General features: G+C 73.5%; 25 protein-coding genes and 1 pseudogene. 15 read left to right on the top strand and 11 right to left on the bottom strand.

Annotation, left to right across the window (positions count from 1 at the left end):
• Window positions 1-19: 19 nt before the first annotated feature.
• The 8 genes from J5Y05_RS13110 (at window position 20) to J5Y05_RS13075 (ending at window position 7,682) form a co-directional block, all read left to right on the top strand.
• The gene (locus J5Y05_RS13110) at window positions 20-433 is read left to right on the top strand and encodes a DUF3151 domain-containing protein (protein ID WP_210871837.1); all 414 of its coding nucleotides are present in this window, start codon (window positions 20-22) and stop codon (window positions 431-433) included.
• Between the two features lie 194 nt (window positions 434-627).
• The gene (locus tag J5Y05_RS13105; RefSeq protein WP_210871835.1) at window positions 628-1,479 is read left to right on the top strand and encodes a tryptophan 2,3-dioxygenase family protein; all 852 of its coding nucleotides are present in this window, start codon (window positions 628-630) and stop codon (window positions 1,477-1,479) included.
• On the top strand, window positions 1,472-2,683 hold the full coding sequence (gene kynU, locus J5Y05_RS13100) for a kynureninase (protein ID WP_210871833.1): 1,212 nt from the start codon (window positions 1,472-1,474) through the stop codon (window positions 2,681-2,683). Before J5Y05_RS13105 ends, kynU begins: the two co-directional genes overlap by 8 nt.
• Window positions 2,684-2,718: 35 nt before the next feature.
• A complete protein-coding gene (locus J5Y05_RS13095; RefSeq protein WP_210871831.1) occupies window positions 2,719-3,045 on the top strand; it encodes a hypothetical protein in 327 nt (108 codons plus the stop codon).
• A 345-nt stretch (window positions 3,046-3,390) separates the two neighbouring features.
• Entirely contained in the window at window positions 3,391-4,275 is an 885-nt protein-coding gene (locus tag J5Y05_RS13090) for an alpha/beta hydrolase (RefSeq protein ID WP_210871829.1), read from the top strand.
• Window positions 4,276-4,393: 118 nt separating this feature from the next.
• Window positions 4,394-5,740, top strand: a complete 1,347-nt coding sequence (locus J5Y05_RS13085; RefSeq protein ID WP_210871827.1) for a sensor histidine kinase — start codon at window positions 4,394-4,396, stop codon at window positions 5,738-5,740.
• Window positions 5,737-6,405 (top strand): response regulator, encoded by a 669-nt coding sequence (locus J5Y05_RS13080; RefSeq protein WP_210871825.1) that lies wholly within the window; start codon window positions 5,737-5,739, stop codon window positions 6,403-6,405. Before J5Y05_RS13085 ends, J5Y05_RS13080 begins: the two co-directional genes overlap by 4 nt.
• Window positions 6,406-6,467: 62 nt before the next feature.
• Complete coding sequence (locus J5Y05_RS13075) at window positions 6,468-7,682, top strand: cytochrome P450 (RefSeq protein WP_210871823.1); 1,215 nt, start codon at window positions 6,468-6,470, stop codon at window positions 7,680-7,682.
• On the opposite strand, the gene J5Y05_RS13070 is transcribed toward J5Y05_RS13075, so the two are convergent.
• From J5Y05_RS13070 to J5Y05_RS13060, 3 genes are all read right to left on the bottom strand, one after another.
• Window positions 7,662-7,925, bottom strand: a complete 264-nt coding sequence (locus J5Y05_RS13070; protein ID WP_210871821.1) for a hypothetical protein — start codon at window positions 7,923-7,925, stop codon at window positions 7,662-7,664. The genes J5Y05_RS13075 and J5Y05_RS13070 overlap by 21 nt on opposite strands.
• A 267-nt stretch (window positions 7,926-8,192) precedes the next feature.
• Window positions 8,193-9,812, bottom strand: a complete 1,620-nt coding sequence (locus J5Y05_RS13065) for an ABC transporter permease (protein ID WP_210871819.1) — start codon at window positions 9,810-9,812, stop codon at window positions 8,193-8,195.
• Window positions 9,809-10,810 carry an ABC transporter ATP-binding protein gene (locus J5Y05_RS13060; RefSeq protein ID WP_210871817.1) on the bottom strand — a complete coding sequence of 334 codons (1,002 nt, stop codon included), beginning with the start codon at window positions 10,808-10,810 and terminating at the stop codon, window positions 9,809-9,811. Before J5Y05_RS13060 ends, J5Y05_RS13065 begins: the two co-directional genes overlap by 4 nt.
• A gap of 74 nt (window positions 10,811-10,884) precedes the next feature.
• Between J5Y05_RS13060 and J5Y05_RS13055 the strand changes: the two genes are divergently transcribed.
• Entirely contained in the window at window positions 10,885-11,391 is a 507-nt protein-coding gene (locus J5Y05_RS13055; protein WP_210871815.1) for a GbsR/MarR family transcriptional regulator, read from the top strand.
• Between the two features lie 225 nt (window positions 11,392-11,616).
• Here the strand turns inward: J5Y05_RS13055 and J5Y05_RS13050 are convergent, their stop codons facing one another.
• Window positions 11,617-12,513 carry a diacylglycerol kinase family protein gene (locus J5Y05_RS13050; RefSeq protein WP_210871813.1) on the bottom strand — a complete coding sequence of 299 codons (897 nt, stop codon included), beginning with the start codon at window positions 12,511-12,513 and terminating at the stop codon, window positions 11,617-11,619.
• 183 nt (window positions 12,514-12,696) lie between these two features.
• Between J5Y05_RS13050 and J5Y05_RS13045 the strand changes: the two genes are divergently transcribed.
• The 5 genes from J5Y05_RS13045 (at window position 12,697) to J5Y05_RS13025 (ending at window position 15,840) form a co-directional block, all read left to right on the top strand.
• Window positions 12,697-13,980 (top strand): adenylosuccinate synthase, encoded by a 1,284-nt coding sequence (locus tag J5Y05_RS13045; protein WP_210871811.1) that lies wholly within the window; start codon window positions 12,697-12,699, stop codon window positions 13,978-13,980.
• Window positions 13,981-14,074: 94 nt separating this feature from the next.
• Complete coding sequence (locus J5Y05_RS13040; protein WP_210871809.1) at window positions 14,075-14,929, top strand: helix-turn-helix domain-containing protein; 855 nt, start codon at window positions 14,075-14,077, stop codon at window positions 14,927-14,929.
• A 14-nt stretch (window positions 14,930-14,943) separates the two neighbouring features.
• Window positions 14,944-15,132, top strand: coding sequence for a DUF397 domain-containing protein (locus J5Y05_RS13035; protein WP_210871807.1), 189 nt, complete (start codon window positions 14,944-14,946; stop codon window positions 15,130-15,132).
• A gap of 142 nt (window positions 15,133-15,274) precedes the next feature.
• Window positions 15,275-15,547, top strand: coding sequence for a hypothetical protein (locus J5Y05_RS13030; RefSeq protein WP_210871805.1), 273 nt, complete (start codon window positions 15,275-15,277; stop codon window positions 15,545-15,547).
• Window positions 15,547-15,840: a hypothetical protein gene (locus tag J5Y05_RS13025; RefSeq protein WP_210871803.1), complete on the top strand. Its 294-nt coding sequence runs from the start codon at window positions 15,547-15,549 to the stop codon at window positions 15,838-15,840. The genes J5Y05_RS13030 and J5Y05_RS13025 overlap by 1 nt, the downstream gene beginning before the upstream one ends.
• Window positions 15,841-16,119: 279 nt before the next feature.
• On the opposite strand, the gene J5Y05_RS13020 is transcribed toward J5Y05_RS13025, so the two are convergent.
• Together J5Y05_RS13020 and J5Y05_RS13015 are read right to left on the bottom strand one after the other, a co-directional pair.
• Window positions 16,120-16,299 carry a hypothetical protein gene (locus J5Y05_RS13020; RefSeq protein ID WP_210871801.1) on the bottom strand — a complete coding sequence of 60 codons (180 nt, stop codon included), beginning with the start codon at window positions 16,297-16,299 and terminating at the stop codon, window positions 16,120-16,122.
• Between the two features lie 106 nt (window positions 16,300-16,405).
• On the bottom strand, window positions 16,406-16,699 hold the full coding sequence (locus tag J5Y05_RS13015; protein WP_210871799.1) for a hypothetical protein: 294 nt from the start codon (window positions 16,697-16,699) through the stop codon (window positions 16,406-16,408).
• Window positions 16,700-16,990: 291 nt separating this feature from the next.
• Between J5Y05_RS13015 and J5Y05_RS13010 the strand changes: the two genes are divergently transcribed.
• Window positions 16,991-17,866 carry a glycosyltransferase family 2 protein gene (locus J5Y05_RS13010; protein WP_210871797.1) on the top strand — a complete coding sequence of 292 codons (876 nt, stop codon included), beginning with the start codon at window positions 16,991-16,993 and terminating at the stop codon, window positions 17,864-17,866.
• Between the two features lie 28 nt (window positions 17,867-17,894).
• On the opposite strand, the gene J5Y05_RS32245 is transcribed toward J5Y05_RS13010, so the two are convergent.
• The 5 genes and pseudogenes from J5Y05_RS32245 to J5Y05_RS12985 all read right to left on the bottom strand — a co-directional run bounded on the left by J5Y05_RS32245 (window position 17,895) and on the right by J5Y05_RS12985 (window position 21,189).
• Complete coding sequence (locus J5Y05_RS32245; RefSeq protein ID WP_210871795.1) at window positions 17,895-18,248, bottom strand: ASCH domain-containing protein; 354 nt, start codon at window positions 18,246-18,248, stop codon at window positions 17,895-17,897.
• A 160-nt stretch (window positions 18,249-18,408) separates the two neighbouring features.
• Window positions 18,409-18,657 (bottom strand): annotated as a pseudogene (locus J5Y05_RS32610) (Tn3 family transposase); the annotation flags it as partial.
• 87 nt (window positions 18,658-18,744) lie between these two features.
• The gene (locus tag J5Y05_RS12995) at window positions 18,745-19,731 is read right to left on the bottom strand and encodes a DUF4184 family protein (RefSeq protein WP_307853888.1); all 987 of its coding nucleotides are present in this window, start codon (window positions 19,729-19,731) and stop codon (window positions 18,745-18,747) included.
• Between the two features lie 235 nt (window positions 19,732-19,966).
• Complete coding sequence (locus J5Y05_RS12990) at window positions 19,967-20,857, bottom strand: hypothetical protein (RefSeq protein WP_210871793.1); 891 nt, start codon at window positions 20,855-20,857, stop codon at window positions 19,967-19,969.
• Window positions 20,854-21,189 carry a PadR family transcriptional regulator gene (locus J5Y05_RS12985; protein ID WP_210871791.1) on the bottom strand — a complete coding sequence of 112 codons (336 nt, stop codon included), beginning with the start codon at window positions 21,187-21,189 and terminating at the stop codon, window positions 20,854-20,856. Before J5Y05_RS12985 ends, J5Y05_RS12990 begins: the two co-directional genes overlap by 4 nt.
• Window positions 21,190-21,275 lie beyond the last annotated feature (86 nt).

Genomic DNA, 21,275 nt, shown 5'->3' with positions numbered 1-21,275 from the left:
GATGGCGCAGACTGGAGCCATGGCCATTCACGAGAACCTCCTCGGGGGACCGCCCCCGACCCACCTCCCCGACGACCCCGGGCCGCGCGAGATGCTGGCCGGCGGGTCCTCCGCCACGGACGTCGCCGCGAAGTACCCGGCCTCCTCGCTGGCCTGGGCCCGCCTCGCCGACGAGGCGTACGAACGGGGCGGCGTCGTGGAGTCGTACGCCTACGCCCGCACCGGATACCACCGGGGCCTGGACGCGCTGCGCCGCAGCGGCTGGAAGGGCCATGGCCCGGTGCCGTGGGAGCACGAGCCGAACCGCGGCTTCCTGCGGGCCCTGCACGCCCTCGCCCGCGCCGCCCGGGAGATCGGCGAGGAGGAGGAGTACGAGCGCTGCAGCCAGTTCCTGAAGGACTCCTCGCCGTCCGCCGCCGAGGTGCTCGGCTAGCCGGAGGCCGCCGGCCGGCACGGCGCACCGGTCCCGGGAGGTTTCCCGGGGCCGGTGTCGCCCGGTGGGAGCAGCCGGGCGGGCGGGTCTTGCGAGGTGCGGGCACGATTACGGAGGATGCCCGTGGGGACCGGGGCCCCGTGCCGGTTACGGCAGGGCGGACCGCTACCCGGAGTGCACTTCAGGAGACAGCGATGTCCCACCAGGCTCAGACGACGCCCCCGGAGGCCCACGAGCCCGAGGCTCCGCATCTCGACTTCGCCGGCACCACGCCGTACGAGGACTACGTCAAGGCGGACGTGCTCACCCACCTCCAGCACACCCTCTCCGACGACCCCGGAGAGATGGTCTTCCTGGTCACCACCCAGGTCATGGAGTTGTGGTTCACCGTCATCGTCCACGAGTGGGAGACCGCCGCGCGCGCCCTGCGCGAGGACCGCGTCCCGCCGGCGGTCGACGCGCTCAGGCGGTCGGTGCGGGAGCTGGAGGCGCTGAACGCCTCCTGGAAGCCGCTGGGGCAGCTCACCCCGGCCCAGTTCAACGCCTACCGCGGCGCCCTCGGCGACGGCTCCGGCTTCCAGTCGGCGATGTACCGCCGGATGGAGTTCCTGCTCGGCGACAAGTCCGCCTCCATGCTCGTCCCGCACCGCGGCGCCCCCCGGGTCCACGCGGAGCTGGAGAAGGCGCTGCACGAGCCGAGCCTGTACGACGAGGTGATCCGGCTGCTGGCCCGGCGCGGCCACGAGGTCCCGCAGGCCGTCCTGGACCAGGACACGAGCCGCCGCCACGAGCCGTCGCCGCAGGTGGAGGCCGCCTGGGCGGCCGTCTACGCGGGTGACCAGGACAGCGAGGAGGTCCGCCTCGGCGAGGCGCTGACCGACGTCGCGGAACTGGTGTGGCGCTGGCGCAACGACCACCTCGTCGCCACCCGCCGCGCGATGGGCGCCAAGACCGGCACCGGAGGCTCGGCCGGGGTGGCCTGGCTGGAGAAGCGGGCCCGCAACCAGGTCTTCCCCGAGCTGTGGACGGCGCGGTCCCATGTCTGAGCTGAGGAGCAGGGCCGACGAACTCGACGCCGCCGACGCGCTGGCCACCCTGCGCGGGCGCTTCGCCCTGGACGACACGGTCTACCTGGACGGCAACTCGCTCGGCGCGCTGCCCGCCCACGTCCCCGCGCGGATCGCCGACGTGGTCTCCCGCGAGTGGGGCGAGCTGCGCATCCGGTCCTGGGAGGAGAGCGGCTGGTGGACCGCGCCCGAGCGGATCGGCGACCGGATCGCCCCGCTGGTCGGCGCCGCCCCCGGGCAGATCGTGGTGGGCGACTCCACCAGCGTCAACGTCTTCAAGGCGCTGGTCGCCGCCGTCCGCATGGCCGGTGAGGACCGCGACGAGATCCTGGTCGACGCGACGACCTTCCCGACCGACGGGTACATCGCCGCGTCGGCGGCCCGCATGACCGGCCGCACGCTGCGCCCGGTGACGCCGGCCGAGGTGCCGTCGGCGCTCGGCGGGCGGACCGCCGCCGTCCTGCTCAACCACGTCGACTACCGCACCGGCGAGCTGCACGACCTGCCCGCGCTGACGGCGGCGGTGCGGGCGGCGGGGGCGCAGGTGGTGTGGGACCTGTGCCACAGCGCGGGCGCGCTGCCGGTCGGGCTCGACGAGCACGGGGTCGGCCTGGCGGTCGGCTGCACCTACAAGTACCTGAACGGGGGGCCCGGTTCGCCCGCGTACCTGTACGTGCGCCGGGACCTCCAGGACCGGTTCGACTCGCCGCTGCCCGGCTGGAACTCGCACGCCGAGCCCTTCGGGATGCGGCCGGAGTACGCCCCGGCCCCGGGGGCGCCGCGCGGCCGGGTGGGGACGCCGGACATCCTGTCGATGCTCGCCCTGGAGGCGGCCCTCGACGTGTGGGACGGGGTGCGGATCGAGGCGGTGCGGGAGAAGTCCCTGGCGCTGACCGACTTCTTCCTGCGCTGCGTCGACGCGTACGTCCCCGGGGGCCGGGTGGAGTCGCTGACCCCGTCGGCCCACGCCGAGCGGGGCAGCCAGGTCGCGTTGCGCTGCGCCCCCGCCGAGGGCGTCCCGGACGCGGCCGAGGTGATGCGGCGGCTGATCGCGCGCGGGGTGGTCGGGGACTTCCGCAGGCCGGACGTGCTGCGCTTCGGCTTCACCCCGCTCTACGTCGGTTTCGCGGACGTGGAGCGGGCGGCGCGGGTGCTGGGGGAGGTGCTGCGGGAGACGGCCTGAGGAACCACGGCGGGCCCCGGCACGTCGACACCGGTGTGGATCATGAAACTCGTGGCTGCGCCGGACTCGTCCTCGCCGGGGCCGGCGGTGCCGTCGCCGTCCTCGTCTGGGCGCCGCGGGCCCGCGTCAGCGTCACCGGCGGGTTCGCCGGCAACCACCGCGACCTGAGCGTGCTGTACCTGGACCTGCCGCTCGTCGCGCTCGGCGGGGCGCTCCTGCCGGTCCTGGCGGGGGCGCTGGCCCTGCGGCTGCTGGGCCGGCCGTGGGCGGCGGCCCTGGTGGCGGTGGCGGCGCTCGGGCTGGGCGTCTGGGGGCTGACGAGCTGGTGGACGCCGTACGAGCAGCCCGAGTTCATGGGGTAGCGCCGCGCCGGCCGTCCCGGCGTGCCGCGCCGGCCGTCCCGGCGTGCCGGGCCCGTCGCCTAAGCCTGCCGGGCCCGTCGCTCCGGTCCGCGAGAGCCCGCTGCCCCGGTCCGCCGGGCCCGCCGTTCCGGTCCGCGAGAGCCCGCCGCCCCAGCCCCCGCGCCCCCCGCCCAGCCCGCCCCCCGGCCCGCCCCGGCGTGTCACGGCGGTCGGCGAAACCGTCCTCCCTCACCCTGTGTCACATCCGCATGTGGGCGCCTGTCATGGGCCTGATACCGTCTCCCGCCAACGGCCGATTTCCCACCGCGGTCCGCCAACACCCCTATGTCGCTGAGAGGTTGGAGCATGCCGGACGCCGCCGCAGAGCCGGGCACCGCTGCCGCGAGGGCCGCGGCGGAGGAGAAATCGGCCCTCTCCCACCCGGCGGCCGACCCCGACGGCACCGCCTCCTACGGCGACCACCCCGATCAGGTGATCGACTTCTACGCCCCCCGCGCCACCGGCGGTCCGGGCGGCCCCGCCCCCGTCGTCGCCGTGCTGCACGGGGGCGCCTGGCGGGCCGCGTACGACCGGCGGCACATCAGCCCGTTCGCCGCCTTCCTGGCCGGGCGGGGCTTCGCCGTGGTCAGCGTGGAGTACCGGCGCGGCGCCCCCGGCGGCGGCCCGGTCGCCGGGCGCTGGCCGGACACCCTCGACGACGTGGCCGCCGCGCTGGACGCGCTGCCCGGCCTGGTGGCGCGGCACCTGCCGCAGGCCGACGCCCGCCGCACCGTGCTCACCGGCCACTCCGCCGGGGGCCACCTCGCCCTGTGGGCGGCGGCCCGGCACCTGCTGCCCGAGGACGCCCCGTGGCGCACCGGCCGCCCGGCGCCGCTGCGCGGGGTCGTCGCCCTGGCGCCGATCGCGGACTTCGAGGTCGCCGGGAAGCTGGACGTGTGCGGCGGCGCGGTCCGGGAGCTGCTGGGCGGGGCGGAACGCTTCGCCGACCGCCGCCCCTACGCCGATCCGGCGCTGCTCCTGCCCACCGGCATCGCCACCACCCTCGTCCAGGGCCGGGCCGACGTGGAGGTGCCGCAGGCGGTCGCCGAGTCGTACGCCGAGGCGGCGGCGCGGGCCGGGGAGGTCGTCGGCGTGACCCTGCTGGAGGAGGTCGGCCACTTCCCGCTGATCGACCCGGCGGCGGACGCCTGCGCGGTGGTGGCCGAGGAGATCGCCCAACTGGCCTGGTGAGCACCGGCATCGGCCCACGGGGTGGGCCGCCCGGCCCGCGTAGTACCTGAGACGGATGCCGCAGGACCCCCCTCACTGGTGACGACCGCGCCCCCGGGCTGCCCCTACCGTTGCCCACGTGACCGAGACGACTCAGAGCAGGACCGTGCCGCCCGGGGGCGGGACCGGGGCCGGCAGCCCGGAACACCGGCTGGCCGTGGAGACGCTGAGCGGACTGCGCGCGGACCTCTTCCACGACGCCTTCGCCCTGCGGCCGATGCCCCCCATGTCCACGGACGGGGTGCTGACCCGCCGCCTGCCCGGCCGGCTGCGCGCCCAGGCGGCCCGCCTCCCGCACGCGATGGTCGGCCTCGCCGCCCTGCTGGCCTTCTTCATCGGCACGGCGAGCGGCCCCTACGCCCACGCGCAGGGCGTGCTCGCCGGGGCGCTGTGCGCGCTGCCGGTGCTGCTGACGCTGATCCGGCCGGTGGGCGCCTTCTGGGCCTCGATGGCGGTGACCCCGGTGATCGCGGTGGTCGGCGGCGCCTGGGGCGACTGGCCGTGGGCGCCGGGCGCCTTCGTCTGCCATCTGTCGGTCCTGGTGATCGTGGCGATACGGACCCGGCCGCGTACGGCGGTCTGGATGTGGTGCCTGACCGCCGCCTACGGCTTCTTCACCGAGAGCGTGCTCGGCGCCGGGCACTACGGCAACAACTCCGGCCCCATGCTGGTCTTCTCCGCCTTCGCCCTGCTGGTCGTCTGCGTCTGGCACGTGCGCCGCGACGCCCGCCAGGAGGTGAGCGCGCAGCAGACGGTGACCGAGCACGAGCGGTCCCGGCGGACGCTGCTGGAGGAGCGCACCACCATCGCCCGCGAGCTGCACGACGTGGTCGCCCACCACATGTCGGTCGTCGCCATCCAGGCCGAGGCCGCGCCGTACCGGGTGGAGAACCCGCCGGAGGAGCTGGAGCGGGCCTTCGCCACCATCCGGGAGAACGCGGTGGCCGCCCTGACCGAGCTGCGCCGCGTCCTCGGCGTGGTCCGCGCCGAGGACTACGAGGCCCCCGACGCCCCGCAGCCCACCCTCGCCGACCTGGACGGGCTCCTCGCCAACGTGCGCGAGGCCGGCCTCGACGTGGAGCGGACGGTGACCGGCGCGGTGCGCGAACTGCCGCCCGGCGTCGAGCTGTCGGCCTACCGGATCGTGCAGGAGGCGCTGAGCAACACGCTGCGCCACGCGCCCGGCGCGAGCGCCCGCGTCGAGGTCTCCTACGTGCTCGGCGGCCTCGGCCTGCGGGTGGTCAACGGGCCGCTGCCGCCGACGTCGCTCGCCAAGCCGTCCCCCGGCGCCGGTCACGGGCTCACCGGGATGCGGGAGCGGGTGGCCATGCTCAACGGCGCGATGACGGCCGGCCCGGCCGGTGACGGGGGATACGAGGTGTCGGTGTTCCTGCCGGTCGCCGTGGTCGACGAGGACGAGGCATGACAGCGATCCGGGTCGTGATCGCCGACGACCAGATGATGGTCCGCGAGGGTTTCTCGGTGCTGCTCAACGCGATGCCGGACATCGAGGTCGTCGGCGAGGCGGTGGACGGCCGGGACGCGGTCGCCAAGGTCCGCGAACTGGCCCCGGACGTCGTCCTGATGGACATCCGCATGCCCGGCATGAACGGCATCGAGGCGACCCGCGAGATCGTCGCGGCGGACAGCGGGGCGAAGGTGCTGGTGCTCACCACCTTCGACCTGGACGAGTACGTGTACCAGGCGCTGCGCGCGGGTGCCTCCGGCTTCCTGCTCAAGGACGCCTCGGCCCGCCGGCTCGCCGACGGGGTGCGGGTGGTGGCCGAGGGGGAGGCGCTGCTCGCGCCCTCGGTCACCCGGCGGCTGATCACCGAGTTCTCCAAGCTCTCCGAGGTGCCCCGGCTGATGCCCTCGGCGCACGCGGCGTACGGGGAGCTGACCGAGCGGGAGACGGAGGTGCTGGTCCTCATCGCGCAGGGGCTCTCCAACGCCGAGATCGCCGCGCACCTGGTGGTCGCCGAGTCGACGATCAAGACGCACGTCAGCCGCATCCTGGTCAAACTCGGCCTGCGCGACCGCACCCAGGCGGCCGTCTTCGCCTACGAGGCCCGCCTGGTCACCCCGGGCTGAGGGACGTGAGGGGCGGGCGCGACCCCTGGTCAGGGCGGGTGGCGGGGGGTTAGCGTCCTGCCATGGCCGCTCTCGACCGATTCGACCCGTGGGACCCGGCGTTCGTCGCCGACCCCTACCCCGCCTACGCCGGACTGCGCGAGCGGGGCCGCGTGCTCTACTACGAGCCCAGCGACCAGTGGCTGGTCCCGCACCACGCGGACGTCTCGGCGCTGCTGCGCGACCGGCGCCTCGGGCGGACCTACCGGCACCGCTTCACGCACGAGGAGTTCGGGCGGACCGCTCCGCCGCCCGAGCAGGAGCCCTTCCACACCCTCAACGACCACGGGATGCTCGACCTGGAACCTCCGGACCACACCCGCATCCGGCGGCTGGTGACGAAGGCGTTCACCCCGCGCACGGTCGAGCGGCTGAAGCCGTACGTCGAAGGGCTGGCGGGCGATCTGGTGGCCGCGCTGGTCGACGCGGGCGGCGGCGACCTGCTGCGGGACGTCGCCGAACCGCTGCCGGTCGCGGTGATCGCCGAGATGCTGGGCATCCCGGAGTCCGACCGGGCACCCCTGCGCCCCTGGTCGGCGGATATCTGCGGGATGTACGAGCTGAACCCGTCCGAGGAGACCGCCGAGCGGGCGGTCCGCGCCTCCGTCGAGTTCTCGGAGTACCTGCGCACCCTGATCGCGGCCCGCCGCACCGACCCCGGCGACGACCTGATCTCCGGGCTGATCGCGGCGCACGACGAGGACGACCGCCTCACCGAGCAGGAGATGATCTCCACCTGCGTGCTGCTGCTCAACGCGGGCCACGAGGCGACGGTGAACTCCACGGTCAACGGCTGGTGGGCGCTCTTCCGCCACCCCGATCAACTCGCCGCGCTGCGCGCCGACCACTCCCTGGTGCCGGGCGCGGTGGAGGAGCTGATGCGCTACGACACCCCGCTCCAGCTCTTCGAACGCTGGGTGCTGGACGAGATCGAGATCGACGGCACGGTCATCCCGCGCGGTGCGGAACTCGCCCTGCTCTTCGGCTCCGCCAACCACGACCCGGCGGTCTTCACCGACCCCGGGCGGCTCGACCTCACCCGCCGGGACAACCCGCACATCTCCTTCAGCGCCGGCATCCACTACTGCGTCGGCGCCCCGCTGGCCCGTATCGAACTGGCCGCGTCCATGAGGGCCCTGCTGGAGCGGGCGCCCTCCCTGCGCCTGGCGAAGGAGCCGGAGCGGACGCCGAACTTCGTCATCCGGGGGCTGGCCGGGCTAGCGGTCGAGGTCGGCTGAGCGCCGCCGTCCCCGGGTCAGCAGCCAGGCGGCGGCGGCCCAGGCCAGGGCGGGCAGGAGGGCCCCGGCGAGGAAGACGAAGGGGAGTTCGGTGACGGCGGCGCCGAGGTCCATGCCCTCGTTCTCGAAGCCCTGGCCGAGGTGGCGCCGGGTCCGGGAGGAGGTGCCCCACAGCGTCAGCGCGGTCCCGGCCCCGACGGCCGACACCGCGCACCCGCCGCAGGTCAGTGCGTTGCGTGTCATGCGGGGAGGGACGCCGGGGGCGGGGGCGGCGGTTTCCCGCCGGGCGCGGGAGGGACTGTGGTGGCCGTGGCCCGGGGCGCGTGTTCCCGGGCGCGCGCCGGCGTCCCCGCCGTCGTACGGGTGGTGCTCTCCCGGCCGCGAGCCGGGGCGCCCGTCGCGGTCCGGGAGCACCCCTTCGGGCCGCCCGCCGGGGCTCCCGCCGCCGTACGGGACGCGCCCTCCCGGCCGCCCGCCAGGCCCCGCCGCCCCACGGGACGTGCCCCGTCCTCAGGACGCCAGGTCCCTCCGGCGCAGCGCCGCCAGGCCCGCCGCCGTCAGCAGCGCGGCGAGCCCCGTCAGCGCCGCCGGCGGGCCCCAGCGCATGGCCTCGCCGGGCAGCTTCGGCAGGTGGGCGAAGGGGGAGGCGTCCAGCACCGCCGACGGCAGGTCCAGCGCCGGTCCGATCCACCCCAGCAGCAGCACCGCCACGGCCACCGCCCACGCCGCCGACGCGCCCCGGGGCAGCGCCCCGTACAGCAGGACCGCCACCCCGCCGATCACCCACACCGCCGGCACCTGGACCAGGCAGGCGGCGAGGACCCCCGGCACGTCCCGGCCGTACCCGGCGGCGAAACCGGCCCCCGCGAGCACCATCAGCAGCGCCGCCCCGCCGAAGGCGACCGCCAGGTGCCCGGCGGCCCAGCGCACCCGGCCGACCGATGCCGCCAGCACCGGTTCCGCCCGCCCGGAGGACTCCTCGCCGGACAGCCGCAGCACCGAGGCGACCGCGAACAGGGCGGCCACCAGCCCGAGCATCCCGGTCGTCGTCGCCACGAAGGCGTCGGTGAGCCCGGTCCCGCCGCCCATCCGCTCGACGATCTCCCGGGCCCGCTCGCTGTCCCCGACCAGACCGGAGGCGCCCTCGGTCAGCCCGCCGTAGACCGCCCCGGCGAGGAGGAAGCCGACGCCCCAGCCGAGCAGCGCGCCCCGCTGGAGCCGCCAGGCCAGCGCACCGGCCGTGCCCAGGCGCCCGGCGGCCGGGCCCGGCCGGGTCGGCAGGAAGCTCATGCCGAGGTCCCGGCGCCCGGCGAGCAGGTAGGCGGCGGTGCCCTGGGCGAGGACCGCGGCGGCGAACAGGGCGAGGACCCACCAGCGTTCGCCGGCGAAGGGCCGCAGGTGCTCCACCCAGCCCAGCGGGGACAGCCACGTCCACACCGAGGCGCCGTCGGCCGCCGCCGAGTCGCCCGCCGCGCGCAGCACGAACGCCGCGCCCAGCACCGCCGCCGTCAGCCCCCGGGCGAGCCGGGCGCTCTCGGTGAGCTGGGCGGCGACGGCCGCCGCCGTGGCGAAGACCATCCCGACGCCCGCCACCCCGAGGCCCAGCGCCACCGCGCCGGCCGCGCCCTGCCCGGCCAGCCCGGCCGCGACCAGCAGGGCGAGGAGCCCGTTGGCGAGGGCGGCGGTGAGCAGGGCCGCCGTCAGCGGGGCCCGGCGGCCGACCGCCCCGGACGCGGTCAGCTCCTGCCGCCCGCTCTCCTCCTCGTCCCGGGTGTGGCGTACGACGACGAGCAGGCTCATGGCGGCGGCCAGGAGGGCGGCGTACACCCCGACCCGCCAGGCGGTGAGCGCGCCCGGCGAATCGCCGAAGAGGGGGCCGGTCATCGCCCGCAGCGAGGCGGCGGCCTCCATCTGGCGGACCAGGGCGGCGCGGGCGGCGGGGGTGCCGTAGAGGCTCTCCAGGGTGCCCGGCATGGAGAGCACCATGAGGGCGTTGGCGGCGACCCAGACCGGGATCGTCACCCGGTCGCGGCGCAGGGCGAGGCGCAGCAGCGTGCCCGTCCCGGCGGGCAGCAGGCGCGTACCGCCGGGCCGGGGGAGGGGCGCGGGGAGCGGAGCGGCGGCGGTCATCGGGCCACCGGCCCGTCCACCAGGCCGTCGCTGTCGTCCCGGCCGCCGGTGCCGCCGCCATCGCGGTCCAGGCCCCCGCCGGTGCCGCCCCCGCCGTCCGGCCCGCCGCCCGGACCGTCGTCCCGGTAGTGCCGCAGGAAGAGTTCCTCCAGCGTCGGCGGGGCCGAGGTCAGCGACCGTACGCCCGCCTCGCCCAGCACGCGCAGTACGGCGCCCAGCTTGTCGGTGTCGACCTGGAACCGCACCCGGTCGCCCCGCACGTCGAGCCCGTGCACGCCGGGCAGGGCGGCCAGCCCCTCGGGGACGGTGGCGAGTTCGGCGCTGACGCCGGTCCGGGTCAGATGCCGCAGCTCGGCCAGCGAACCGCGCTCCACCGTGCGCCCCTTGCGGACGATGGAGACCCGGTCGCACAACTCCTCGACCTCGCCGAGGACGTGGGAGGAGAGCAGGACGGTGCGCCCCCGCTCCCGTTCCTCGGCCACGCACCGCCGGAAGACGGCCTCCATCAGCGGGTCCAGCCCCGAGGTCGGCTCGTCGAGGATCAGCAGGTCGACGTCGGAGGCGAAGGCGGCGACCAGCGCGACCTTCTGCCGGTTGCCCTTGGAGTACGTACGGCCCTTGCGGGTCGGGTCGAGGTCGAAGCGCTCGACCAGCTCCGCCCGCCGCCCGGCGTCCAGCCCGCCGCGCAGCCGGCCGTAGAGGTCGATGACCTCGCCGCCGGTGAGGCCGCGCCACAGGGTGACGTCGCCGGGGACGTAGGCGATGCGGCGGTGCACCTCCACCGCGTCCCGCCACGGATCGCGGCCGAGCACCTGCGCCGCGCCGGAGTCGCCGCGCAACAGGCCGAGCAGGACGCGGATGGTGGTGGACTTGCCGGCGCCGTTCGGGCCGAGGAAGCCGTGGACCTCGCCGCTCTCGACCTCCAGGTCGAGACCGTCCAGAGCGGGCGTCCGGCCGAACCTCTTGTGGAGCCCGGAGACGCTGATTGCCTTCGTCATGACGGGGAACGTACGCTTATTTCAGAAGTTTGTGAAGTTAAGAAAACGTCAGGGTGGTGAGGGATGATCGGACGATGACCGAAGCAGCGGAGCGGGCGGGGCAGGGGCGTGACCCCGAGGCGGTGTCGAGGTTCGTCGAGGGCTTCGCCGCCCAGCTCGTCGAGGCCGGGATGCAGCGGATGGCCTCCCGGGTCTTCGCCGCGCTGCTGGCCTCCGACCCGGGCTCGCTGACCTCGGCCGAACTGGGCGAACAGCTCCGGGTGAGCCCGGCCGCGGTCTCCGGCGCCGTGCGGTACCTGGCCCAGCAGCACATGGTGTCCCGGGAGCGGGAGCCCGGCTCGCGGCGCGAGCGGTACCGGGTGCACAGCGACCAGTGGTACGAGGCGCTGACCAGCCGCGAGGCCGTGCTCAAGCGGTGGGAGGCGGCCCTGCGCGAGGGCGTGACGAGCCTCGGCGCGGACACCCCGGCGGGGCGCCGCATGGCCGAGACGCTCGCCTTCTTCGAGTTCGTCGAGGAGGAGATCACCACGATGATGGAGCGCTGGCAGGTGCGCCGGGAAGCGCTCTTCGGCCCGCGCTGACGCCGCGCCCTCCGGGGCGACGACCAGGGCCCCCGCGTACGGCGGTACGACCGGGCTTCCTGCGTACGCCGGTACGACCCGGCCCCCTGCGCAGGCCGTGCGTCGGCCGGTACGACGGGGACCCTCCGCGCAGGCCATGCGCAGGCCGGTACGGCCGGGCCCCCGCGTAGACCGTGTGCGGGCCGGTGCTGCTGGCGCTGCCGATACGCCCGGTGCGCCTCCGGGTCACCCCGGCAGCGTCAGCCCCCAGGCCGCCTCCCGCACCGTCCACGTGCGGGTGCGTACCGGGCCCGAGACCACCGCGTCGGCCCGGTAGCGGAAGTGCGCCCCCGACACCGTCACCGTCCGCCCCCGCGCCCGCAGCGGCGACGTGTCCGCCGACGCCGGCCGGACCTCCACCTCCGCCAGCCCGCCCGAGCCCGGCGTCACCGTCACCGACCCCACCGCCCGGTCCAGGCCGATCAGCGTGACCCCGTCCACCTCGACCCGCAGCCGGGCCGGACCGCCCCCGCCCGGAGCCGCCGCCCCCCGGGCCGGACGCGCCGCCGCCAGCGTCCGGACCAGGGACTGGCAGGTCCGCAGCCAGGGGTGGACCGGCGCCGCCCCGGACTCCGCGCCGGCGCCCCGCGGACCCTCCCCGGCGGCCTCCTCCCGCCCCGCGGCCTCCCGCGCGGTGAGCGGCGGGATCACCACCGCGCCCAGCACCACCCCGTCGCTGTCGTCCACGAGCAGGTCCAGCCGCCGCACCGCCCCGTCCAGCACCGCGCGCGCCGCCGCCACCGCCCCCGTCGGCAGCCCCAGCGACCGCGCCAGCCCCAGCACCGGACCGACCGGCACCACCGAGAGCGCGCACGCGTCCAGCTCCCGCTGCCGGTGCAGCAGGGCCACCGCCCGCACCAGCGCGCGGTCGTCGCCGATCACCACCGGCCGCCGCGCGCCCCGTCGGCGCAGCACCCGGGCGAACTCCTCGGGACTGTCCGGCAGGCACACCTTCGTATGCGCCGCACCCCCGCTGAGCACGTCTTTCGCGATCCTGACGGACTCGCCGTCGGCCCGGCGGGCGGACGGGTCGATGACCACCAGGAGCTGATCGGGCGTCGCGGAAGTCGCCACCTCGGCCATGCCTCGCTTCCTCGGGTAGCATCTTTGTGCAAGAGCCCCTTGCGCGATTGCGCCAGGGGCTTGGTCTATACCGGGGCTCCCGGTCCGAGGTTGGCGGCCAACGACGGTCGCGGTGCACACGGCGGAGACCTCCGTGCGCGCCCTTGACCTTGGACATGCCCCGCCCGGAAGGGGTGTACGCGCGTGCCCGCACTTGTGCTGCTCGGTGCTCAGTGGGGTGACGAAGGCAAGGGAAAGGCGACGGACCTCCTCGGTGGTTCCGTCGACTACGTGGTGCGGTACCAAGGCGGTAACAACGCCGGCCACACCGTGGTCGTGGGCGACCAGAAGTACGCCCTCCACCTTCTCCCTTCCGGAATCCTGTCCCCCGGCTGTACGCCGGTCATCGGCAACGGCGTCGTCGTCGATCCCTCGGTCCTGCTCTCCGAGCTGAGCGGGCTGAACGAGCGGGGCGTCGACACGTCCAAGCTCCTGATCAGCGGCAACGCGCACATCATCACGCCCTACAACGTCACCGTCGACAAGGTGACGGAACGCTTCCTCGGCAAGCGCAAGATCGGCACCACCGGCCGCGGCATCGGCCCGACCTACGCGGACAAGATCAACCGCGTCGGCATCCGCGTCCAGGACCTCTACGACGAGTCGATCCTCACCCAGAAGGTGGAGGCCGCGCTCGACGCCAAGAACCAGATCCTGACCAAGCTCTACAACCGCCGTGCCATCGCCGCCGGCCAGGTGGTCGAGGAACTGCTCGGCTACGCGGAGCAGATCCGCCCGTACGTCGCCGACACCGTCCTCGTCCTCAACCAGGCGCTCGACGACGACAAGGTGGTCCTCTTCGAGGGCGGCCAGGGCACGCTGCTCGACATCGACCACGGCACGTACCCCTTCGTGACCTCGTCGAACCCGACCGCCGGCGGCGCCTGCACCGGTGCGGGCGTCGGCCCGACGAAGATCAGCCGCGTCATCGGCATCCTCAAGGCGTACACGACCCGCGTCGGCGCCGGCCCCTTCCCGACCGAGCTGTTCGACAAGGACGGCGAGGCGCTGCGCGAGATCGGCGGCGAGCGGGGCGTCACCACCGGCCGCGACCGCCGCTGCGGCTGGTTCGACGCGGTGATCGCCCGCTACGCGACCCGGGTCAACGGCCTGACCGACTTCTTCCTGACCAAGCTCGACGTCCTCACCGGCTGGGAGCAGATCCCGGTCTGCGTGGCCTACGAGATCGACGGCAAGCGGGTCGAGGAGCTGCCGTACTCGCAGACCGACTTCCACCACGCGAAGCCGGTGTACGAGATGCTGCCGGGCTGGTCCGAGGACATCACCGGCGCGAAGACCTTCTCCGACCTGCCGAAGAACGCGCAGGCGTACGTGAAGGCGCTGGAGGAGATGTCCGGGGCGCCGATCTCCGCGATCGGCGTGGGGCCGGGCCGTGACGAGACGATCGAGATCAACTCGTTCCTCTGACGCCCCCGCGTTCTGAGAGATTGGAAGGGCGACCGGCACGGTGACCCGGGCCGGCCGCCCTTCACAGATCCAGAACGTGCCAGGGGAGCGTCCGATGCCCGTCCGTAAGCCGCCGACCGCTCGACAGCGCCGGCTCGGTATCGAGCTGCGCCGGATGCGCGAGCACGTCGGGCTCTCGCTCACCGAGGCGGCGGCGCTGCACCGAGTCGACAAGACGGCGATCAGCAACACCGAGGCCGCTCGGTTCGGGGTGAGTGCCGACCGGGTCCGGGTCTGGGCGGCCAACTACTCCTGCCCCGACCCCGCTTACGTCGACGCGCTGGCGGACATGGCCAGGGAACGGTCCGGTTCTCGCTGGTGGAGCGAGTACAGGGACCACGTCGCTTCCTTCATGCTCGACTTGGTCGAACTGGAACATCACGCCGTCGCCATGCGGCACGTGCAGATCACGCACCTCCCAGGGTTGCTCCAGCACGAGGACTACTCCCGCGTCGTGTTCGGCGAAGCCGTACCGCCGCTGCGTCCCGAGGCGTTGGAAATCCAGGTCGCCTTCCGTATGCGACGCCGGGCGCTTCTGGACCGCGCCGAGCCGCCCGCCTGCTCCTTCCTCATCCACGAAGCCGCGCTACGGATGCTCTTCGGCGGACCGGCCGTCCTGAGAACCCAGTTGGCGTTCATGCTGGAGCAGTCCGAGCGGGAGTCGGTGACGCTTCGCGTGGTGCCCTTCTCGGCGGGAGGATTCCCCAGCGCGGGCAGTTCGACGATGTACGCCAGCGGCCCCGTGCGTCAGCTCGACACCGTGCAGATCGACGTGCCGAACAGCGTCACCTTCCTGGACTCCGAGACACATCTGACCAACTACCGCGCGGTACTTGACCGCATGGAACAGCGGTCCCTGGAGCCGGGACCCTCTCGGGACTTCATCCACAAGGTTCTGCAAGAACTCTGAGAGCGTGAATCAGCATGAACATTCAGTGGCGCAAGTCGTCGTACTCCGAGCAGACGGGCAACTGCCTGGAACTGGCGCTGGATGACGGTCTGGTGCTCGTCAGAGAGAGCGACGAGCCCCACGTCGTCGTGAGGACCACGCGTGCCAAGCTCGCCGCGTTCCTCGCGGGCGCGAAGGCAGGCGAGTTCGACGATCTGATCTGATCTCGCATCAACGTTGATGCGCCATCATGGTTGACGCTAACCTGGCTCCGGACGGTAGTCGCGTGACTACCGCCGACGTGCGATGCCCCGGAGGTGAGCCACCACCCCCGGGGCGGAGCCAACGCTGTGAAGGAGCGTCAGCATGCACCAGCCTATGCGGCATGCCCTGGAACGGGTACTCGCGCTGCTTTTCTCCCTGTTGCTTCCGGCCACCGGTCGGCGTCGGGGGGCCCAGGGCACGGCCTCCGTACCCGTACCGCCGCGCACCCTGTCCGGGCTGCGCCTCCTGATCCACCGCACGGGTGTGGCCGGACTCTGCGCGCCGGTCCAGGAACCGGGTCCGCTGGTCCGGCCCTACCTGCTCGCGTACGAGCGGGCGCACCTCGTGAACGGCCCGGCGGGGGTGGCGTACTGATGAGCGCCACGCCGAACCCGCGGGTCCAGGTGAGCCGCGTACCCAGCAAGCCGGTCCGACGCCAGGGCGACGGAAGGATCGCCATCGACCTGTGGCTGCGCCGGGACGGGGTCTTCGACGCGGACGCGGCCCTGAGCCTCACGCCCGCGGAGGCGGAACTGCTCCACGCCCAGTTGTGCTACGCCCTGGACGAAGAGCCCGCGACCGACCGCGTACCGGACTGCCGCAAACCGCCGACGGCAAGGCGCGTACCGACCCGCGACGTGGGCGAGGGCCCGCACACCTGGTCATGACGACCTCCGGCCCCGGTCGCGCATCGACGGCGCGGCCGGGTCCGCAGGGCACGGTGGCCGGATACGGAGCAGTCACCGCCCCACCCCGTGGCCGGACCCGCCGGCCGAGCCACACCATCACCCCCGACGGCACGACCACCTTGTCGCGCGGGGGATGGACGGCGACCCTGTAGGCCCGGCGGGGTACACGGCACACTGGACGGACCGCACGAGTGACCAAGGTCGGTACACCACGTCCGTGGTGGGGACTGGAGAGGTGACGCCAGTCCCCGCCTCTTGTCAGCCGCGGTCGGTGGACTTCCTCTCGAAGTACCAGGCGATCGCCAGGCTGCCCGTGGACAGCCAGAACAGCGGGGCTCCGAACGCCCGCCCCTGCGTGATGGTGAAAACGATGCCGATGACGGCTTGCAGTGCGGCGAGCAGAGCGAAGGTGGTCGAAGCGCGACGGTTCACACTCATGCGGTGTCTTTCCGGGGGAGTTGGCGGTTCGCGGTGGTGGGCCGGGGACAGGCTCTCCATGCCTGTCCCCGGCCCCGTTCAGCGGCTTATGCCGGGCAGTACCCCGTCAGCAGCGGCCTCGCCAGGGATAGGCATACCGACCGAACGGGTATCGGGGAACCCACCACTTCACGTAGACGCCCGCTCCTACGTTGATGTGCAGACATTGCCCACGCGCGGACGCGTTCTGGGCGATGAACTGGATGGTTGCTCCGATGATTGTGATCAGCCCGGCCACTACTCCCAGCAGTGGTCCTGCCGGTGGGAAAACGGCGGCCATGATTCCCAGGGCTGCTACGGCGATGGTGTAGGTCATCCAGCCGTAGGAGCCGATGCGACAGGTCCACCGCTTGTTCGCCATGATCTTAAGTGATAAGCCTCCGTGGCCGGTGCCCCAGTTGGGTCCCCACGCCTTGGCCGATATACGTCCCCACGAGTAGTACTTGGTCCTCGATCGGCTCCAGTGGTCGTCTAGGGGCACCGCCCTTTCGTCCGGGGCCGCGACGCTGAGGACCCGCACCACACCACCGCCCGGTTTCTCCGGGGCCGGCCCAGATCGGGGGAGGCCCCCGGGCTTGGCGGTGTTTCTCGGCGAGAAGTACCGGGCCCCGTTAACATCGCCGCGTCGGTCCGAAGGACGGAGAGTTCATCCGTGTGTCACCCGCGCCTGGGCGTTGCCATTCTGACCATGGGCAACAGGCCCGCCGAGCTGGACCGGCTCCTGGAGTCGGTCGCCGGGCAGGAGACGCCCGCGGCGCGGGTGGTGGTCGTCGGCAACGGCTCGCCGCTGCCGCCCCTCCCCGAAGGGGTGACCGGTGTGGAACTGCCGGAGAACCTGGGGGTCGCCGGTGGCCGGAACGTGGCCCTGGCCCGGCTCCGGCAGTTCGGGGACGTCGACGTGGTGGTGGACCTGGACGATGACGGCCTGCTGATCAGCCGGGACGTCTTCACCCGCCTCGCCGGGCTGTACGCGGCGGACGACCGGCTGGGTATCGTCGGCTTCCGCATCGCCGACGAGCGGGGCCGCACCCAGCGCCGGCACGTGCCGCGCCTGCGGGCGGCGGACCCGATGCGGGGCGGCCCGGTGACGACCTTCCTCGGCGGTGGGCACGGGCTGTCCATGCGGATGCTGGACGGGATCGGCGGCTGGCCCGAGCCGTTCTTCTACGCGCACGAGGAAACCGACCTGGCGTGGCGGGCGCTGGACGCGGGCTGGACGGTGCTCTACGAACCGGAGTTGGTGCTCCGGCATCCGTGGACGTCGCCGACGCGGCACGCGGTCTTCCACCGCATGGTCGCCCGCAACCGGGTCTGGCTCGCCAAGAGGCACCTCCCGGCGCTCCTGGTCCCCCTCTACCTGGGCGTCTGGACCGTGATGACCGTGGCCCGGACCCGGTCGGTGGCGGGGCTGCGGGCCTGGCTGGGCGGGTTCGCCGAGGGAGTGCGCACCCCGTGCCCGCCGCGCCGCCCGATGCGATGGTCCACGGTATGGCGCATGACCCGCCTGGGCCGGCCGCCGGTCATCTGAAAGAGGCCCCGTGCTGCCGGTCGCCCGGTCAGGGCACGGTGAGGTGGAGGGCGAAGACGCCGAGGGCCTCCTTCTCGGGCGGGTGGATGTCGCGGATCGCGGCCACGAGCTGGTCGTGGCTCATGTCCGGTCCGCCGGTCGCGGCCGGGTCCTCGGCGTCCAGCATCGCCTGGAAGGACCCGTACTCCCTCACCGCGTCGACGCGGGTGATCAGGGACTCGTCCCCGCAGGCGATCCGCAGGGTGTCCCCGGCGTCGATCCTGCGGATCTTGGGGTGGCCGACGCGGACCTCGATGGTCTTCGCACCACTGGCGATCAGGTCGAAGTACGGCTTGCGGATGGTGAGGGAGTGCCCGGCAGGCTGTCGCTGGACGCCGGTCACGTGTGCCGTTCGGCGTAGGCGACGAACCGCCGGCCGCGCTGGATGCCCTTGCGGAGCGGCACCGCCGGCTTCCCGATGTGGGCCTGGGCCCGCTCGGTGTGGGCGGGGGTGATCTCGGCCGGCGGGCGTTTCCAGTAGCACCGTGCCGCCGACGGTGCGCCAAGGCGTTGACGACCAGTTCGAGGGTGCCGATCTGATCCTCCATGCCGCCCTGGTGGCGCGGGTGGAGCTGTCTGGCCCGGCCGTGGAAGATCTTCCGGGCGAGCGCGTGGCGGCCCTCCTGGAGGTTGGCCCGCACCTTGCTCTGGCGGCGGTAGCCGGGCTTGTCGTCAGGCGCGGGCTGTGCAGGGTCCTGGCGATCCGCCCGTAGCGCGCGATCGCGTTTGCCGAGCGGGGTGGGGCGCCTGTCGGGAGCGGTTCTGCGGCCTGGTCTGCAAGCCGGCGGATCACTGGTGGCGCCGCCACCGGGTCGAGGCGGCGCCAGCGGTGCTTCTCGTCATGAATTCGGCGGGGGTGAGGGGGCGGCGCCGGATGCTGTCGCCCGCCGGTGGGACATGATGCCGATCTGCCAGGCGGCGGAGTACAGCAGCAGCGCGACCGCGAAGGTGGCGCCTGCCCTCTTGGTGGCTCCGGTCAACACGCCTTCAGCGAGGGTGCCCCACGGGGCCCGGACCGTCTTGGAGGGATAGGTCGTATCGCTCGCGCCGCCGCCCAGGTCGACGGTGGTCGGGCGGCTGTAGTCCACTTCCGTCACATAGCGGTAAGCGTTGAAGTCGTCATGGGCGTCGACAATGCCGCCGAGCACGGGGGCTACGACCAGCACCGTCACCACGCTCCACCGCAGGAGGGGCCCCAGGCGGGCAACGGTCCCGCCCTCGGTGCGCAACCGGCCGCGACGGTGCCACAGATACCAGCCGACGGCCGCCAGGCCGAAGACGGTGCTCGCGTACTGCAGCAGCCGGGCGACCGACAAGCCCCCCAGGGCCGAGACGTGCAGCGCCTCCACATGGATGACCAGGAAGTCGCCATGGATGAAGGCGTCCCACGCGATGTGAGAGGCAATACCGATCAGAGCGGAGAGCATCAGCCACATGGCGTACCGGGCCTTGGCCGGCAGGCCGGCTGTCCGTTCCGGTTCTGGCAGGCCGAGGCCGGATGGGAGCAGTGCGTCAACCGGCGCCCGCAGCAACCGGTAGGCGGCCACCAGGCCGACGGCAAAGGGCAGATTCACCAGAAGGCCCGCGCCGAACGAGTGGGTCTGTGTGGCGTTGAGGAACGGCCCGTACCAGTCCTCAGCACTGGTCTCGGACAGTCCGAGGATGGCCAGGAAGTACGGGGCGTCGGGGGCTACGGCACCCGCGACCAGAGCCGACGGAACGAACGGCCGGCGCATCAGCGGCAGCACCGCAGCGGGGTGAGACAAGGTGAATGGCAAGTCGGTGATCTTCTCTGTTCGGACGAGACCGGCCGCGGGCCACTTCACACCGCGCCGCGGGCGCCCTGAGCTGAGGCGTCCGCGATCGCGCGGCCGGCCTGGCTCAGGTGGCACTCACGGATAGAACACTGGAGAGAGTATTCATCTCAACGGACTATTGCCAGGCGTGTCGGCCACGGTGTGCCGCCGGCACGAAGAAGCCACCAGGCAACAACCCCTGGGGCGCGTGACGAAGCCGACCGGCCGCCCGACGACGGGCGGCCGGTCGGAGAAAGAGTCCGGGTCAGCGCCGTCGGCGCACGGCCTCGCAGACCACGGTGGCCGTGGCCATGACGGGAAGCAGGAGGAGGATGCCGAGGGCGGGCCACGGATCTCCCCACACGTCCGTGTAGGCATAGGCGACCAGAGGCGGCGAGGCCACGGCCATCGCGCCGAGCTCACGCAGACCTGAGGAACGTGAGCGCAGGGCGACGGCGGCCCCGGTGAAGGTGAGGACCAGCATCGGCCAGGCGCCGTAGTCCGTGGTCACGCCGAAGGCCCCCGTATAGGCCCCTGCGTCCACGACAACGACGGGAAACCATCCCGCGGCGGCCATGGCTCCGGCTGCCGCCGACAGCGGCCTGTCACCGCGCCGATCCGCAGGGCAGGCGAGCACGACGGCGGCGGTCAGCAGCGCCGCCGCGACAGGAGCGAGAGCACCCTCGCCGGGCACGGGCACGGCAGCCGACCACAGCGCAGCCCTCCCCAGCAGCCCGCACACGGCCACCCCCACGCCCAGCACCCACCCGCCGGTCAGGGCGATGACCGCGCCGACGCACACCAGCAGCGAGAGCAGCAACGACAAGGCCCAGGGACCGTCCATGGTGGAGAGCTGGACCCACACCGGAGCCGGCGAGAGAACAAGTCCGGTGTACCAGCGCGTCAGATGCAGCCCGCTGCCCACCGCACCGGCCGCCAACGCGAACGGGGCAGCCAGGGCGAAGAAACGCCCAGCGGGCGACGCCGAGTCAAGACCCAGCCGAACCCGCAGAGCGTGCGCGACCAGGTCGGCGTCCGCACGCAGCCGGGCCGGACGCGGCAGGTCCGCCGTCATCTCCCGGTGCACGTCGACGATTTCCTGCCCGTAAGCAGCCCGGTACTCAGCCGGGTACAGACGGACGAGGAGATCGCTCACGCAGGCGCCGCCGCGCCGTCGGCCAGACGCCGCCGGACCTCCCGAGCGGTCGCGGCCAGCCGCTTCGCCTCGGCCTCCAGCCGCTCCCGACCGGCAGGAGCGAGAGCGAAGATCCGACGAGCTCTGCCGCCCACCACCTCGTCACGCTCCACCTGGATCAAACCCTCCACCAGCAGCCTGTCCAGCGCCCCGTAGAGCGCCCCGGTACGCGGCGTCACGCGGCCGTCGGTTATGACCTTGACCTCCTGGGCAATGGCATACCCGTGCCGAGGCGCATTCGCCAACGCCGTCAGCAGCAGCAGCGCCAGCTCCTGCATCCCTCGTTCACTCATGGCAACAGAGTATTCCGCCCGACGGACCCTCGGCAGACCGGAGCAAGCACCACGCCAGGCAGAACGCCTTCTACCGCTTTGCCTGC

It is taken from the genome of Streptomyces tagetis (genome assembly GCF_018069565.1).
Lineage (GTDB): Bacteria > Actinomycetota > Actinomycetes > Streptomycetales > Streptomycetaceae > Streptomyces > Streptomyces tagetis.
This window is presented reverse-complemented; position numbering and strand designations above follow the sequence as displayed.

Bases quoted from the DNA above. Each gene is read 5' to 3' on its own strand.
- J5Y05_RS13070 (WP_210871821.1), bottom strand. From the start codon at position 7,925: ATGACACGCAACGCACTGACCTGCGGCGGGTGCGCGGTGTCGGCCGTC.
- J5Y05_RS13015 (WP_210871799.1), bottom strand. From the start codon at position 16,699: ATGGCGAACAAGCGGTGGACCTGTCGCATCGGCTCCTACGGCTGGATG.
- J5Y05_RS13105 (WP_210871835.1), top strand. From the start codon at position 628: ATGTCCCACCAGGCTCAGACGACGCCCCCGGAGGCCCACGAGCCCGAG.
- J5Y05_RS13090 (WP_210871829.1), top strand. From the start codon at position 3,391: ATGCCGGACGCCGCCGCAGAGCCGGGCACCGCTGCCGCGAGGGCCGCG.
- J5Y05_RS13065 (WP_210871819.1), bottom strand. From the start codon at position 9,812: ATGACCGCCGCCGCTCCGCTCCCCGCGCCCCTCCCCCGGCCCGGCGGT.
- J5Y05_RS12985 (WP_210871791.1), bottom strand. From the start codon at position 21,189: ATGAGTGAACGAGGGATGCAGGAGCTGGCGCTGCTGCTGCTGACGGCG.
- kynU (WP_210871833.1), top strand. From the start codon at position 1,472: ATGTCTGAGCTGAGGAGCAGGGCCGACGAACTCGACGCCGCCGACGCG.
- J5Y05_RS13075 (WP_210871823.1), top strand. From the start codon at position 6,468: ATGGCCGCTCTCGACCGATTCGACCCGTGGGACCCGGCGTTCGTCGCC.
- J5Y05_RS13025 (WP_210871803.1), top strand. From the start codon at position 15,547: ATGAGCGCCACGCCGAACCCGCGGGTCCAGGTGAGCCGCGTACCCAGC.
- J5Y05_RS13080 (WP_210871825.1), top strand. From the start codon at position 5,737: ATGACAGCGATCCGGGTCGTGATCGCCGACGACCAGATGATGGTCCGC.
- J5Y05_RS13110 (WP_210871837.1), top strand. From the start codon at position 20: ATGGCCATTCACGAGAACCTCCTCGGGGGACCGCCCCCGACCCACCTC.
- J5Y05_RS13040 (WP_210871809.1), top strand. From the start codon at position 14,075: ATGCCCGTCCGTAAGCCGCCGACCGCTCGACAGCGCCGGCTCGGTATC.
- J5Y05_RS13035 (WP_210871807.1), top strand. From the start codon at position 14,944: ATGAACATTCAGTGGCGCAAGTCGTCGTACTCCGAGCAGACGGGCAAC.
- J5Y05_RS13055 (WP_210871815.1), top strand. From the start codon at position 10,885: ATGACCGAAGCAGCGGAGCGGGCGGGGCAGGGGCGTGACCCCGAGGCG.
- J5Y05_RS13050 (WP_210871813.1), bottom strand. From the start codon at position 12,513: ATGGCCGAGGTGGCGACTTCCGCGACGCCCGATCAGCTCCTGGTGGTC.
- J5Y05_RS13020 (WP_210871801.1), bottom strand. From the start codon at position 16,299: ATGAGTGTGAACCGTCGCGCTTCGACCACCTTCGCTCTGCTCGCCGCA.
- J5Y05_RS13030 (WP_210871805.1), top strand. From the start codon at position 15,275: ATGCACCAGCCTATGCGGCATGCCCTGGAACGGGTACTCGCGCTGCTT.
- J5Y05_RS13060 (WP_210871817.1), bottom strand. From the start codon at position 10,810: ATGACGAAGGCAATCAGCGTCTCCGGGCTCCACAAGAGGTTCGGCCGG.